Annotated in this window: 14 protein-coding genes; 6 read left to right on the top strand and 8 right to left on the bottom strand. The window is 65.7% G+C overall.

What is annotated here, in order from left to right; all coding sequences use genetic code 11:
• Nucleotides 1–8: 8 nt before the first annotated feature.
• From KF941_RS23755 to KF941_RS23735, 5 genes are all read left to right on the top strand, one after another.
• Nucleotides 9–914, top strand: a complete 906-nt coding sequence (locus KF941_RS23755) for a dihydrodipicolinate synthase family protein (RefSeq protein ID WP_072461324.1) — start codon at nt 9–11, stop codon at nt 912–914.
• A 1-nt stretch (nt 915) separates the two neighbouring features.
• Nucleotides 916–2,418 (top strand): aldehyde dehydrogenase, encoded by a 1,503-nt coding sequence (locus tag KF941_RS23750; protein WP_214274750.1) that lies wholly within the window; start codon nt 916–918, stop codon nt 2,416–2,418.
• A gap of 306 nt (nt 2,419–2,724) precedes the next feature.
• Entirely contained in the window at nt 2,725–3,684 is a 960-nt protein-coding gene (locus KF941_RS23745; protein WP_214274749.1) for an ornithine cyclodeaminase, read from the top strand.
• Nucleotides 3,685–3,828: 144 nt separating this feature from the next.
• Nucleotides 3,829–4,044 carry a hypothetical protein gene (locus KF941_RS23740; protein WP_214274748.1) on the top strand — a complete coding sequence of 72 codons (216 nt, stop codon included), beginning with the start codon at nt 3,829–3,831 and terminating at the stop codon, nt 4,042–4,044.
• Between the two features lie 128 nt (nt 4,045–4,172).
• Nucleotides 4,173–4,478 carry a TonB-dependent receptor gene (locus tag KF941_RS23735; RefSeq protein WP_240540607.1) on the top strand — a complete coding sequence of 102 codons (306 nt, stop codon included), beginning with the start codon at nt 4,173–4,175 and terminating at the stop codon, nt 4,476–4,478.
• Between the two features lie 256 nt (nt 4,479–4,734).
• Here KF941_RS23735 and proC read toward each other — a convergent pair whose 3' ends face one another.
• The 8 genes from proC to KF941_RS23695 form a co-directional block, all read right to left on the bottom strand.
• Nucleotides 4,735–5,565, bottom strand: a complete 831-nt coding sequence (gene proC / locus KF941_RS23730) for a pyrroline-5-carboxylate reductase (RefSeq protein ID WP_214274747.1) — start codon at nt 5,563–5,565, stop codon at nt 4,735–4,737.
• Nucleotides 5,566–5,578: 13 nt separating this feature from the next.
• Complete coding sequence (locus KF941_RS23725; RefSeq protein WP_214274746.1) at nt 5,579–7,300, bottom strand: chloride channel protein; 1,722 nt, start codon at nt 7,298–7,300, stop codon at nt 5,579–5,581.
• Nucleotides 7,301–7,343: 43 nt separating this feature from the next.
• Nucleotides 7,344–8,258, bottom strand: coding sequence for an aminotransferase class IV (locus KF941_RS23720; RefSeq protein WP_214274745.1), 915 nt, complete (start codon nt 8,256–8,258; stop codon nt 7,344–7,346).
• A 26-nt stretch (nt 8,259–8,284) separates the two neighbouring features.
• Entirely contained in the window at nt 8,285–9,055 is a 771-nt protein-coding gene (locus KF941_RS23715; protein WP_036755495.1) for an amino acid ABC transporter ATP-binding protein, read from the bottom strand.
• A 19-nt stretch (nt 9,056–9,074) separates the two neighbouring features.
• Nucleotides 9,075–9,743, bottom strand: coding sequence for an amino acid ABC transporter permease (locus KF941_RS23710; RefSeq protein WP_231486716.1), 669 nt, complete (start codon nt 9,741–9,743; stop codon nt 9,075–9,077).
• 7 nt (nt 9,744–9,750) lie between these two features.
• On the bottom strand, nt 9,751–10,416 hold the full coding sequence (locus KF941_RS23705; protein WP_214274744.1) for an amino acid ABC transporter permease: 666 nt from the start codon (nt 10,414–10,416) through the stop codon (nt 9,751–9,753).
• Between the two features lie 75 nt (nt 10,417–10,491).
• Nucleotides 10,492–11,316: a transporter substrate-binding domain-containing protein gene (locus tag KF941_RS23700; protein WP_024844349.1), complete on the bottom strand. Its 825-nt coding sequence runs from the start codon at nt 11,314–11,316 to the stop codon at nt 10,492–10,494.
• Nucleotides 11,313–11,984, bottom strand: a complete 672-nt coding sequence (locus KF941_RS23695) for a GntR family transcriptional regulator (RefSeq protein ID WP_240540606.1) — start codon at nt 11,982–11,984, stop codon at nt 11,313–11,315. Before KF941_RS23695 ends, KF941_RS23700 begins: the two co-directional genes overlap by 4 nt.
• 652 nt (nt 11,985–12,636) lie before the next feature.
• On the opposite strand from KF941_RS23695, the gene KF941_RS23690 reads away from it, so the two are divergent.
• Entirely contained in the window at nt 12,637–13,524 is an 888-nt protein-coding gene (locus tag KF941_RS23690; protein WP_072463451.1) for a substrate-binding domain-containing protein, read from the top strand.
• The last annotated feature ends 38 nt before the right edge of the window (nt 13,525–13,562 follow it).

Below are 13,562 nucleotides of genomic sequence, written 5' to 3'. Positions count from 1 at the left end.
AGACTCGCATGGTTCTTGAAGGCATTTACACGCCTGTGATCACGCCGTTCCAGGGGGATGGCTCGATTGATTTCGACGCTTTGGGCGATCTGGTCGAGCGGTTGGTGGCGGCGGGGGTGCACGGGTTGATCTCGGGCGGCTCGACTGGCGAGAACTATGCCGAGACGGTCGAGGAGCGGCTGGAGCTGGCCCGCTTCATCACCGAGCGCGCCGACGGCCGGCTGCCGGTCATCGTCGGCACCGGCGCCATGCGCACCCCCGATTCCATCGCGCTGGCCCAGGGTGCGCGCGAGATGGGCGCCGATGCGATCCTGCTCGGCACGCCGCCCTATTCGGTGCCGACCGAGGCCGAGAACGCCGCCAACGCGCTGGAAATCGACCGCGCCGCCGGCCTGCCGGTGATCCTCTACAACTACCCCGGCCGCATGGGCGTCAGCATGGGGCGCGCGTTCCTGGACATCGTCGGCCAGTCGCCGAACGTCATCGGCATCAAGGAAAGCTCGGGCGACGTGAACCGCATCCACACGCTGGCCTGCGACTATCCGCAGATCCAGCTGAGCTGCGGCATGGACGACCAGGCGCTGGAATTCTTCGCCTGGGGGGCGCGCAGCTGGATCTGCGCCGGCTCGAACTTCCTGCCCGAGGAGCATGTGGCGCTTTACGAAGCCTGCGCCGTGCGCGGCGATTTCGCCCAGGGCCGGCGCATCATGACGGCGATGATGCCGCTGATGGCGGTGCTGGAACAGGGCGGCAAGTTCATCCAATGCGTCAAGCACGGGGTCGAGACCACCGGCCTGCGCGCCGGGCCGATGCGCCCGCCGCTGCAGGGGCTGAACGACGGCGAAAAGGCCGAGCTGGAAGGCGTCATCGCCACGCTGAAGACCGCCGTCCAGGCCATCGTGGAAGGGAAGTGAGATGACCGATCTGCTGAGCACCGAGGATTACAGGGCCATCGCCGCCGGGCTGTCTTTCCCGACGCAGGCCTTCATCGACGGCGCCTTCCGTCCCGCGCTGTCGGGCAGGACCTTCGCCACCACCAACCCGGCGACGGGCGAGGCGCTGGCCGAGATCGCCGCCTGCGACGCGCAGGACGTGGACCTGGCCGTGGCCGCCGCCCGTGCCGCCTTCGAGGACGGGCGCTGGTCGCGCCTGCATCCCGGCGAGCGCAAGGAGGTGCTGTTGCGCCTGGCCGCGCTGATGCAGGACCACGCCCGCGAGCTGGCGGTGCTGGAAAGCCTGGATGCCGGCAAGACCATCTTCGACTGCGAAACCGTGGACGTGCCCGAGACGATCCATGTCATCAAATGGCACGCCGAGCTGATCGACAAGATCTACGACCAGGTCTCGCCGGCCTCGGACAACCATATCGCCATGGTGGTGCGCGAGCCGGTCGGCGTGGTCGGGCTGGTGCTGCCCTGGAACTTCCCGCTGCTGATGCTGGCCTGGAAGATCGGCCCGGCGCTGGCCGCCGGCTGCTCGGTGGTGATGAAGCCCGCGGGCGAGACGACGCTGACCGCGCTGCGGGTGGCGGAGCTGGCGGCCGAGGCCGGGCTGCCGGCGGGCGTTTTGAACATCGTCACCGGCTCGGGCCGCGAGGTGGGCGAGCCCTTGGGCCGGCACGCGGACGTCGACATGGTCAGCTTCACCGGCTCGACCGTGACCGGCCGGCGCTTCCTGAACTATTCGGCCGACAGCAACCTCAAGGAGGTGGTGCTGGAGCTGGGCGGCAAGAACCCCTGCATCGTGCTGGACGATGCCGAGGACCTGGACGCGGTGGCGGCGCATGTGGTGAACGGCGCGTTCTGGAACATGGGCCAGAACTGCTCGGCCGCCAGCCGCCTGATCGTGCAGCGCGGCATCAGGGACCGGCTGCTGGAGAAGGTCCGGGCCGAGGCGGCCGGCTGGCTGGTGGGCGATCCGCTGGATCCGGCGAACCGCGTCGGCCCGCTTGTCTCGAAGGCGCATTTCGACAAGGTCAGCAGCTATCTGGATGCGGCGAAATCGGAAACCGTGCTGGTCGGCGGCAATGTCGTCAGCCCCGGCTTCATCGAGCCGACCATCGTGGAGACCGCGCGCGATTCCCGGCTGGCGGTGGAGGAGATCTTCGGCCCGATCCTGACGGTGATCGTGGTGGACAGTTTCGAGGAGGCGATCGCGGTCGCCAACGACACCGACTACGGGCTTGCGGCCTCGATCTTCTCGGCCAATGGCAAGCGGGCGTTGCGCGGGGCGCGGGCCTTGCGGGCGGGCACGGTGACGGTGAACAGCTTCGGCGAGGGCGACGTGACCACCCCCTTCGGCGGCTACAAGCAATCGGGCTTCGGCGGGCGCGACAATTCGATCCACGCCCATGACCAGTATACCCAGCTCAAGACCATCTGGATCGACCTGAACCAGCAAGACGTGAGCCTGGGCTAGCGCTCTCCCAAGCCACCCGCTGCTTGGGGACGGGTGGCTTGAAGTGACTGGGTGAAAAGCTTTTCAGGGATCCTGGTGCGTCGAAAGAGGCTTGCCCAGGATCGGGAACTTCGGGGCGGCGGCGTCGCATATCGCCGCTCGCCCAAACCCAGGCATATGCTTCCTGTTTCGGCGACTGGACGAACGAGCATGTTGCCCGTTATCAGTTGCGTCAGCGCAATCCGTGTCGGCCGGTCCGGCCCGGCCTGGGCGTCACCATCGACTGTTTCGGCGCCCCGGTCGCCAGCTTTTCGGGAAGGAAAGACCATGCTTCCAGCCGTGCTGACCTATGAGGCAAGCGTCCATGCGCTGAGCTGGCCGGGTGCGATAGACGCCCTGCGCCGGGGCCACCGGCTGCCGCGGCCCGAGCAGGGCGACCTGCTGCTCGGCTCGGGCGATGCCAGGCTGCTGAACCGGGCCGCCCGGATCGAGGGCCTCGGCTTCGCGATCAAGGGCGACAGCATCTTTCCCGGCAATGCCGCCAAGGGCCTGCCCACGGTGCATGGCGCGGTGCTGCTCTATGATCCCGATTGCGGCGCCGTGCGCGCCGTGATCGACAGCCAGCTGGTCACGCAGGTGAAGACCGTGGCCGACAGCCTGCTGGGCGCGCAATGCTTGGCGCGCCCGGACAGCCCGCACCTGCTGATCGTCGGTGCCGGCGCGGTGGCGGCGACGCTGGCGCGCGGCTATGACGCGGCCTTTCCCGGCATCGAGCGGATCTCGATCTGGTCGCGGCGGACCGAGCAGGCCCAGGCGCTGGCCGCGACGCTGGGCGATCTGCGGGCCGAGGTCGCGGCCGTCGAGAACCTGCCCGAGGCCGTGGGCCAGGCCGACATCGTCTCGGCCGCCACCATGGCCCGGCAGCCGGTGATCTTGGGCGAATGGGTGCGCCCCGGCACGCATGTCGACCTGATCGGGGCCTTCACGCCGGAGATGCGCGAGGCCGACGATGCCTTGATCGCCTCGGCCCTGGTCTATGTGGATTTCGTCGACACGGTCGTGGACCGGATCGGCGAGATCATGCAGCCGATCCTCTCGGGCGCCATCAGCCGCGGCCATGTGCGGGGCGATCTTTACGATCTGGTGGCGGCGGACGGGTCCAGCCGCCGGTCCGATGACCAGGTCACGCTGTTCAAGAACGGCGGCGGCGCGCATCTGGACCTGATGATCGCCAGCTATGTCGTCGAGGCGGTCGAGGCGTCAAGGATCTGTTCCACGGATGGATAGGCCCGCGCCCCGGACGCGGATCTTGTGGCTTGTCATGCGTCCAGGTTTTCTTGGCAGGCCCGCCGGATCACCGAGCGACCCGAAGCGGTTGCCAAGGCAGCGGGTGAGTGACACGGCCCACAAACAGGGGCGAAGGGGATCGTCGTGGCCAAAGCCGAGCCGCTGGGAAGCCTTGTCGCGCGGATCGCGCATTGGTTGCCCGGCCGCGTGATCGTCGCGGATGCCGCCATCGGTCGCGCACGGATCAGCGGCCTTTTCGACATCTCCGACCCCGAGCGCGCGCTGGACGCCGCCGTCCGCCCGACCGGCGGCCGGTTGCGCCGGGTCTCCGGCCTGTTGGGGGTCATCTCCAGCGTCTGAACTTTTTTCGGCAATCGACCGAGTGAATCGCCCGCCCGGTTGTCTTAGTCATAAGGTCGGGCAATGCCTACAACCACAACAAGAACGTAAGGGATGGCGCGGTTTATCACGCCCTGACCCCGCGGCACATGCTGAAGCTGTGGACGGACTACACCCTGCCGGGCGTATACTCCCGATGGACCGTCGGCGGCGGCGTGACGGTGAAAGGCCGCCATGGCACCTCGGGGACCGCGCGGATCGCCGGAGCGAGCCAGGACCACCAGATCCGGCAGGGCGGTCATGCGGTTGGGGACGCGCATGTCAGCTGCCGGATCGACGATCCGTGGCAGATGATGCTGAACGTCAACGATGTCTTCGACAAGCCCTATTATTCGGTGCTGGGCCCGCGCCCACCGGCGGCAACGGGTATGGCGAGCCGAGGAACGCCACGCTGACGCTGCGCGGGCGGTTCTGACCTTGCCGGGCCGTCGCCGATCCGTTCGGCGATACCGCGCTGCAAGGCGCCGCCCGGTCGGGAAGGCTCAGCCTTCCGCTGACTCTCTTCGCGCTGGCCTTCTGCCGGCACCGGCTTGCAGGCGCCGGTCCGGTCCGCGCGGGTGGGCGGGAAGGGCGGTGGAGATGGTAAAAACCGGCAAGGCGAAGGCCGCTTGCCGGCGGCTGCTCACCGGAGCCCCGTCCTGCCGGGAGCGGCTATCGCCGGGGGCTTTCCGGCGCGGCGGTTCGGGAAAGCTCTCGCGCCCGCTGCGCGGCGGCGGCGACGGCTTTCAGGCAAAGTTCCGGCAACGCGCCTTTTGCTTCGAAGACGGCCAGACCGGCCTCGGTCGTGCCCGCCTTGCTGGTCACGGCTTTCTTCAGCTCTTCCGCCGTCCGGGGATCGGCATGCATGAGTTCGGCCGCGCCGCGGAAGGTTTGGCGCACGAGCAGGTCGGCAAGCGCGGCATCCATGCCCGACGCCATGGCCGCTTCCATCATGTATTGCGCAAAGGCGAATATGTAGCCCGGCCCGCTGCCCGCGACGGCCGTTGCCGCATCGACAAGGGATTCGTCCGAAAGCCAGCGGAACTGGCCGACGGCCTCGAACAGGGTCGCGACCATGCGCCGGTCGGCCTGGGTCAGCCCATCCGCGGCAACTCCGACGGTCATCGCCTGCCCGACAAGGGCGGGCAGATTCGGCATGGTCCGCGCGATCCTTTCGCTGCCGAGCCGTGCTGCAAGCGCGTCCAACGTGACGCCCGCCATGATCGAGGCGATGGCGCCGGAGCGGATCACCGAAATCGCCAAGGGGGAGAGCTCGGCAAATTGCTGCGGTTTCACGCAGAGGATGCCGAGATCGAACCTGGCCTCCCCGAGCTTTGCGAAGTCCGGGTGGATCTCGACCGCCATGCCGGCGGGCAGAAGCGCCTTTGCCCGCTCGGGCGAGGGGTCGACGACGGTGATCCTCGCATCGGGGATCGCCCGCATCGCGGCAGAGGCGATCGCGCCACCCATGTTGCCGCAGCCGACAAATAGAAACCGTCTCATGTCCTGATCCTTTCTAGCCGCGCTGGGGATAAAGCCGGCGGTTGACCTCGTTCGAATAGCGCCGCAGGCAATATTGCTCGTTCAGCGTGCCGAGAACCCGGTGGTCCGCGTCCAATACCGCGAGCGTATCGGCCTCGTGGCGGCCGAATGCCAAGATCGCCTCGCGCACCGTCTGGTCGGGCCGCAACCATGCCGATGTCAGGTGGGCGATGGAGGCAAGCGGCATCTGCGGGTCCAGCCCTTCGCCATAAAGTTCGCTGGTGATGCACAGCCCGGCATAGCGGCCGGCGTCGTCCACCATCGGCACCGCCTTGGTCGAGCCCGGCGGAAACCGGCGCCGGGCCTCTGCCAGCTTCATCGATGCCGGTGCCTCGGACGCTACGCGACGCATCATCTTTCCGACGCTGAGTTCGCGCACCCAGCCGATGTCCGCGGCCGAACGGATCGTTTCCCCCCGGATATGGAAACGCCAGGTGGAAAAGCTGAAGCCGAAGAACTGCCGCACGATTGCCGTGGCGATCAGCGCGGCAAACAGCACCGCAAGCGCCAGCGGCAGGCTCTTGGTCGTCTCGAGGGCAAGGAAGCACATCGCCAGGGGGGCGCCGATCACCGCCGTCGCCAGGGCGCACATGCCGACCACGGCAAAGACGACGATGGGCAGTTCCAGCCCGAATGCCATCAGCCAGGCGATGCCGAGGATCTTGCCCAGGATGGCCCCGAGCAGAAGCGACGCAAAGAACAGCCCGCCCCGGAAGCCCGACCCGATGGAGATGACCGAGGCGAGCGCCTTCAGCACGAAAAGCAGGACAAGGGCACCCAGCGTCAGGTTGCTGCCGAACACCACGTCCATCGCGCCATGGCCGGAGGACAGCACGCGCGGCGTCGCCAATGCCAGCAGGCCGACGCAAAGCCCGCCGACAACCGGCTGGCTCCATCCCGGCAGGACGCTTTTGCGGAACGTGTTCTCGGTCGCGGAGACGGCGCGCATGATCAGGATGCCGACCACGGCAGAGATGACGGCAAGCACGGCGATGGGGATGAAGGACGGTGCCGGGATCTGGCCGGCGAAATAAAGGTCCAGCCCGTGATGCCCGCCGACGAGGCGGGTGACGGCCGTCGCGGAAATCGCGGCGGCAAGGACGGGCAGAAGCGCGGCGACCGTATAGGAGGCCAGGACAAGCTCGAAGGCATAGAACGCCCCGGTCAGCGGCGCGTCGAAGGCGGCGGCAATCGCGCCCCCGGCACCGGCGGCGACCAGCTGGCGCAGGTCTTCCCGGCGCAGGCGAAGCTTTTGGCCGCCCCATGAGGCGAGGGCCGAAGCGGCCTGCGTATAGGCCGCCTCCATCCCGACCGAGGCGCCGAACCCGCTGGAAACCATGGTCTGCCCGGAAATGAACAGGCTGCCGGGCACGGCGATCTTGCCGCCGGTCACGGCATTGGCCTCGATCGGGTCGGCGACGCGCCGGAACCAGCGCTGGCCGATCAGATAGGACGCGCCGAGCAGGATACCGCCGGCCAGCGGGCCGGATAGGGCGCGCAAAGGGTTCACGCTTTCCGCGCCGCTGACTTCGCCGGCGGAATCGAAGATCAGGACGGCCATGAAGGTCACGGCTTCCTGCATCAGGACCACCGCGCCGCCGGCGACGATCCCGATCACGGCCGCGATCACCGTATAGGCGATCTCGCTGCGGCGGACCAGCGCGCGCAGGCGGAAGGGGGCGAGCAAGCGCCGCAACCGATGGCGCCTGCGATTGAATCCGGTTCGCTTTGCCACCGGCTTACTGCGAAATATACTCTTGGTAGAGTTGGTTGATCCGGGCGGTGCGGGCGCCGGGCTTCCCGTCCCCGATGGGGCGGCCGTCGATCATCGCGACCGGGGTGATCCCCCCGAGCGTGCCGGTGACGAAGGCCTCGTCCGCGGAATAGACCTCGGCCAGAGTGAAAGGCTTTTCGCGCACGGTGAAACCCGCTTCGCGCCAGATATGGATCGCCTTTTTCCGGGTGATGCCGTTGAAGCAGGTCAGCCCTTCCGAGGTCCAAAGCTCGTCGCCCCGGAAGATGAAGAAATTGGTCGAGTTGCAGGAGGCGACGAAACCCCGGTCGTCGAGCATCAGCGCCTCGTCCGCGCCCATGTTGATCGCCTGGATGAGGGCCTGGATGAAATTCAGGCGGCTGTGCGAGTTCAGCCGCAGGTCGAACACGTCCGGCGTCGAGCAGCGGATGGTGGAGGTCATCAGCTTCAGCCCCTTCCTCTTCAGCTCGGGGTTAGGCTGCTTGTATTCGGCCACGATCACGATGGTCGCGCCGGCGACGACGAAGCGCGGATCCTGGTTCGGCGTCGATTTCAACCCGCGCGAGATCATCAGCCGGATATGGACGCCGTCCTCCATCCCGTTGTGGCGCAGGCATTTCCAGACCTCCTCGACCAGGCCCTGCTTGGAAAGGCCGATGTCCAGCTGGATCGAACGCGCGCCTTCGAAGATGCGGTCCATATGCTCGTCGATGGCCAGAAGCTTGCCGTTGACCAGGCGAAGACCTTCCCACACGCCGTCGCCCAGGACGAAGCCCGCATCGAAGATCGACACCTTGGCCTCGTCGCGCTTGTAGAACTGGCCGTTGACATAGATCTCGACGGATTCGTTGCGCGGATCCTTGACATAGCTTTGCGACGAAGCGCTGCTCTGCGGAGTCATTTCAGTGTCCTTTGATATGTGGAAGCTCAGAAGGCGAATTCGCCGAAACGGCGCAGGAATTCCTGCGTGCGGGCTTGCCGCGGGTTTTTCAGAACCTCGTCCGGCGTGCCGACTTCGTGGAACACGCCGTCCGCCAGGAAGATGACCTTGGTCGCGAAATGATAGGCGAATCCAAGCTCATGCGTGACCAGAAGCATGGTGCGGCCTTCCTCGGCAAGGTGATTGATCACCCGCAGGACCTCGCCCACCAGTTCCGGGTCGAGCGAGGATGTCGGCTCGTCGAAAAGCAGGATCTCGGGTTTCATCGACAGGGCGCGGGCAATGGCCACGCGCTGCTGCTGGCCCCCGGAAAGGCGGCCGGGCCAGGCATCGACCTTTTCCGACAGGCCGACCTTGTCCAATTCCTGCAGGGCGATTTCCCGTGCCTGCTCCCTCGCCATGCCCTTGACGGTGACAAGCCCTTCCATGACGTTCTGAAGCACGGTCATATGCGGGAAAAGGTTGAACTGCTGGAACACCATCCCCACGCGTTCGCGCACCGCGCATAGCTGGCGTTCCGGGTAGGTGACCTGGCCGTTCCTTTCGGTGCCGATGCGCTTGCCGTCCAGCCAGATTTCGCCCTCGCTCAGCGTTTCCATGAAGTTCATGCAGCGCAGGAAGGTGGACTTGCCCGAGCCCGATCCGCCGATGATCGCGATGCGCTCTCCCGCTGCGACGGAAAAGTCGATGCCCCTGAGGACGTGGTGGTCGCCGAACCGCTTGTGCAGGCCCTTGATCTCGAGAATTGGCTTTTGCATGGGGTATCCTTTCCTTTGCTCAGGACGACCGCGCGAGGCGCTTTTCCAGACGCCCTGCCAGGAAGGTGCCGGGATAGATCAGCACGAAATAGATGAAGGCCACCGCCGTCAGGATCTCGAACGGGCGGTAATAGGTCGAGGACAGAAGCCGGCCCTGATACATCAGCTCGTGGACCGAGATGACCGAGGCGAGCGAGGACATCTTGGCGACCTCGATCATCCGGTTGGTGAAGGCGGGAAGCATCCTCTTGACCACCTGGGGCAGGATCACCCGCCGCATCGCCTGGGCATGGGTCATGCCGATGGCCTTGGCCCCCTCCATCTGGCCGCGATGGATCGACTTGATGCCGCCCCGGAAGATCTCGGCCGAATAGGCCGTCGTGTTCAGCGTCAGCCCCAGCAGGGCCGCCGTGAAGGGGGTCAGTTGCACGCCGATCAGGATCGGGAAGGCGTAGAAGAACCAGATCAGCTGGATCAGCACCGGCGTGTCGCGGAACAGCTCGACATAGACCAGGCTCGGGATCGAGAGCCAGCGGCGCGACGACAGCCGGGCCTGCGAGATCAGGAAGCCGCCGATCAGCCCCAGCGCGATCGAGGGCAGCCAGATCTGGATCGTCACCCAAAGCCCGCGGGCAAGCACGGGCCAGTTGTCCAGGACGACGCTGAAATCGGGGGAATAATTCATCATCGACCTCTTACTGATAGGCGGTCAGCCGGGCCTCGGCGAGGCGCGCGAGCTGGCTGGCGGTGACCAGCAGGACCAGATACATCAGCGCGATGGTCGTATAGACCTCGAGGGGCCGGAAGGTTTCGGCATTCACCATCATCGCCTGATAGAGCAGGTCCGCATAGGCGAGGGTCGAGGCCAGCGCCGTGGTCTTCAGCAATTCGAAGCTGCGCTCGATGAAGGGCGGGACCATGCGCGAAATCGCCTGCGGCACGATTATGCGCCGCATCAGCGCGGCATGGGTCATGCCAAGCGCGCGGGCGCCCTCCCACTGGCCGCGCTCGATCGAGACGATGCCGCCCCGGAACACCTCGGCATAGAAGGCGCCGGATTGCGTCGAAAGCGCCAGGACGGCCGCGACATAGGGATCGAGGCTGACGGACAGAAGCATCGGCAGCGCATAGAAGAACCAGAAGAAATGCACGATCGGCGGCGTATTGCGGTAGAACTCGATGAAGATCGCCGCGGGCCAGGAAAGCCATTTGCGCGGCGAAAGCCGCATCAGCACCAGCACCAGGCCGACGACGACGCCCAGAAGGATCGACACGATCACGATCTTGATCGTATTCAGGAAACCGATCGCAAGCATGTCGAAACGGGCAATGACCGGGCCGAAGTCCCAGGAATAGTCCATCTGACATCTTTCGCTTGGGGGAAGAAGGCCGGCGCGCCCGGCCACGGGACCAGGCGGCGGGCCGTCCGGGGTGGTCTACCAGCTCTCTTTCACGAGGCCCGGAATGCCGGTCGGGTCGATGTTCTTGCTTTCCAGATAGGCGCTGAAGATCTGGTCCGGCACGCCTTCTTCATAGAATTTGGCAAAGGTTTCCCCGACCCAGGTCCTGAAGCTGTCGTCGCTTGCCTTGCGCATCCCGGCCGAGGTGGCGACAGGATCGACCGGCGTGGGCAGCACGACCTTGCCCATCTTCAGCCGCGAATATTGCACGACAAGCGCCGGATGGAACTGCACCACCGCGTCCACGCGGCCGGCGGCGAAGGCGGCGATCGCCTCGTCATTCGAGGAGAAGCGGTTGATCGCCGCACTCTTCATCATCTCGGTCACGTTGCGGTCGAGCGAGGTGCCCAGGGTCACGCCCAGCTTGGTTTCCGGCGTGTCGAGGTCGGCCCAGCTTGCGACGGCGGAATCCTCGGGGACGAGTGCCCCCATGGCATAGTAGAACAGCGGCTGATCCGGGAAATCGACGGCGTTCCGACGCTCTTCGGTGGGGTCGAGGACGAACATGATGTCGAACTGGTTGGCTTGCAGCCCCGCGACGGCATTGGCCCAGCTCGTCTCCACCGGGACCATCTCGACGCCCAGCTCCTGCGCCATGCGCTCGCCCATGGCGATGCCGACGCCGGTCCATTTCTCCGTCATCGGATCCTTGAAGAACCAGGGCTCGGCCGAGGTCACGCCGATGCGCAGCTTGCCGCTGGCCTTGACCTGCGAAAGCGTATCGTTGTCCGCCGCAAAGGCGCGCGCATAGGGCAGGCAGGACGCAGCCGCCCCTGCGATCAGGAACATCCGTCGTTTCATTTCGTTCTCCCGTTGGGTGATGTTTGCCGCCTTTGCTCGTCGAGGGACTCGACGAAGGCCTTGGTCTTGTCGAGACCGCGCCGCATATGGCTGTGGATCTCGTTCTTCATCGCCTCGAGGCTGTCACCGCAGGCGAGGCGAATATAGTCGTCATGGCTTTCGCGCAGCGGCCCGGTGATGCCATGGGCGCGGTGATGCGCCGCCCAGTAAAGTTGCAGCCGGCCGCGAACCGCATCCCAGCTGCTGAGCAGCAGCTTGTTGCCGCACCATTCATAGGCCAGCCCGTGCAGGTCGAGTTCGGCGTCGATCGCCCGGACATCGTCGCGGGCGTCGATCGCCTCCAGCAGCTTGCGGTGGCGTTCGGCCATCTCGCCCCGGAAGGCCGCATCGCGCCGGTCCCAGGCCTGTTCGAAGGCAAAGATTTCCAGACAGATCCGCATCGAATAAATGTCGTTGATGTCGGCGGTCGACAGATCCAGCACGCGCGTGCCGGTATAGGGGACGGTGACGAGCAGGCCCTGGTCGATGAGGTGCCGCATCGCCTCGCGCATGGGCCCGCGGCTGACGCCGAAACGCAGCGCCAGCGCCGTCTCGGTGACCGGCTCTCCGGGCGCGAATTCACCGGACAGGATCGCCGACCGTAGCATGGCCACCAGCTGGGCCCCCATCGTTTCACGTCTTATCGACTGCGCAGCCATGGTTCCCGTCCCGCTGTCCGAATCCCTGATTGCAGATTGTCTACAATGAAAGCGTGAGTCGGAGGAGCAGAAAATGCGACCGGCATCGCAGACGGATGTCTTGTCGTTGTTTGTCATGGATATTTTTATCTATTTCCTGGCGGAATGATGGCGGTGGGAGGCCGCTTCAGGGACAGGGTCGCCAAGGGGAAGGGGCATCGGTGGCTGGCCGCGGGCCTTTGATTCGATGCGGAGACGCGGGCGTTCGGGCCGAGGTTTCTGGAAGCCGTGCCGGCATCGCTGTTTCAAGCAACGGCACAATCCCTGCCCGCCCCCGGATGAGGCCGGCAAGGCCATGTCGCCTTTCACGATTCGCCGGTTGCTGCTTACGCTGTTCAGCTTGCCAGGTCTTTGGGGTCGAAACCCTTCCAGAAGGCATCCGGCCTTGCCTCGCGCTATTACAATTTGAAATCAATTCGATAGGTTTGATGCGCTCGCAAATATCTTCGCGAACAAACTTTAAATTTGACACGCGTAAAATACATGGCTAGCGTCCCCTGAGCCGCCATAGGGGAGGAGCTTCGGCGGACGGCCGGGACTTGCCGGCACCATCTCCTCGAAATCGAGATCCTGGGAGGACTCCATGACCTTCAAGAAAGCGCTTTCGGCGCTGTTGACGACTGTTGCCTGCGGGCTGGGCGGGGCGGCCCATGCCGATGGCATCGGCGCCTCGCTGCTGACCCAGCAGCATCCGTTCTACATCGAGCTTGCCGATGCGATGAAAGCCCAGGCGGAAGCCAGGGGCGTGCCGCTGGAAATCAGCATCGCCAACCAGGATCTGAACAAGCAGCTGGCCGATGTCGAGGATTTCATCGTCAAGGGCGTCGATGTCATCGTGATCTCGCCGGTGGACAGCCAGGGGGTGATGGCTGCCATCGCCAAGGCGGATGCGGCGGGGATCAAGGTCGTCACGGTCGACGTGCCCGCCGCCGATGCCAAGGTGACGTCGCATATCGGCACGGACAACTACACCGGCGGCGTGAAGGCCGGCGAGTTGATGGCCGAGGTTCTGGGCGGCAAGGGCAAGGTCGCGATCATCGACTATCCGACCGTGCAATCGGTCGTCGCGCGGGTCGAGGGCTTCAGGAAGGCGTTGGAGGCCCATCCCGAAATCGAGATCGTCGCCCAGCAGACCGGCATCACGCGGGCCGAGGCGCTGGCCGTCGCGCAGAACATGCTCCAGGCCAATCCCGACATCTCGGGCATCTTCGGCTTCGGCGACGATGCCGCGCTGGCCGCCGCCGTCGCGGTGAAGTCGGCGGGCCTTCAGGACCAGGTCAAGGTGATCGGCTTCGACGGCATGGAGGAGGCCCGCAACGCGGTCGACACCAACCCGGTGATGGCCGGTGTCATCCAGCAGTTCCCCGACCAGATGGGCAAGACCGCGGTGGATACCGCCGCGATGGTGATCGAAGGCCAGGACGTGCCGGCCGAGCAGCCCATCGTCCCAGGCGTCTACGTCAAGAAGTGACCGCTGCGCCGCAGGGCTTCGACGATGCCTTGCGGCGT

Source organism: Paracoccus sp. pheM1, assembly GCF_018499825.1.
Classification (GTDB): Bacteria; Pseudomonadota; Alphaproteobacteria; order Rhodobacterales; family Rhodobacteraceae; genus Paracoccus; species Paracoccus versutus.
Note: the sequence above shows the minus strand (reverse complement) of the source record. Positions and strands in the feature narration are given on the sequence as shown.

Coding starts and splice junctions, on each gene's coding strand:
- KF941_RS23720 (WP_214274745.1), bottom strand. CDS start 8,258: ATGACTCCGCAGAGCAGCGCTTCGTCGCAAAGCTATGTCAAGGATCCG.
- KF941_RS23715 (WP_036755495.1), bottom strand. CDS start 9,055: ATGCAAAAGCCAATTCTCGAGATCAAGGGCCTGCACAAGCGGTTCGGC.
- KF941_RS23755 (WP_072461324.1), top strand. CDS start 9: ATGGTTCTTGAAGGCATTTACACGCCTGTGATCACGCCGTTCCAGGGG.
- KF941_RS23705 (WP_214274744.1), bottom strand. CDS start 10,416: ATGGACTATTCCTGGGACTTCGGCCCGGTCATTGCCCGTTTCGACATG.
- KF941_RS23710 (WP_231486716.1), bottom strand. CDS start 9,743: ATGATGAATTATTCCCCCGATTTCAGCGTCGTCCTGGACAACTGGCCC.
- KF941_RS23735 (WP_240540607.1), top strand. CDS start 4,173: ATGCTGAAGCTGTGGACGGACTACACCCTGCCGGGCGTATACTCCCGA.
- KF941_RS23695 (WP_240540606.1), bottom strand. CDS start 11,984: ATGGGGGCCCAGCTGGTGGCCATGCTACGGTCGGCGATCCTGTCCGGT.
- proC (WP_214274747.1), bottom strand. CDS start 5,565: ATGAGACGGTTTCTATTTGTCGGCTGCGGCAACATGGGTGGCGCGATC.
- KF941_RS23690 (WP_072463451.1), top strand. CDS start 12,637: ATGACCTTCAAGAAAGCGCTTTCGGCGCTGTTGACGACTGTTGCCTGC.
- KF941_RS23750 (WP_214274750.1), top strand. CDS start 916: ATGACCGATCTGCTGAGCACCGAGGATTACAGGGCCATCGCCGCCGGG.
- KF941_RS23745 (WP_214274749.1), top strand. CDS start 2,725: ATGCTTCCAGCCGTGCTGACCTATGAGGCAAGCGTCCATGCGCTGAGC.
- KF941_RS23700 (WP_024844349.1), bottom strand. CDS start 11,316: ATGAAACGACGGATGTTCCTGATCGCAGGGGCGGCTGCGTCCTGCCTG.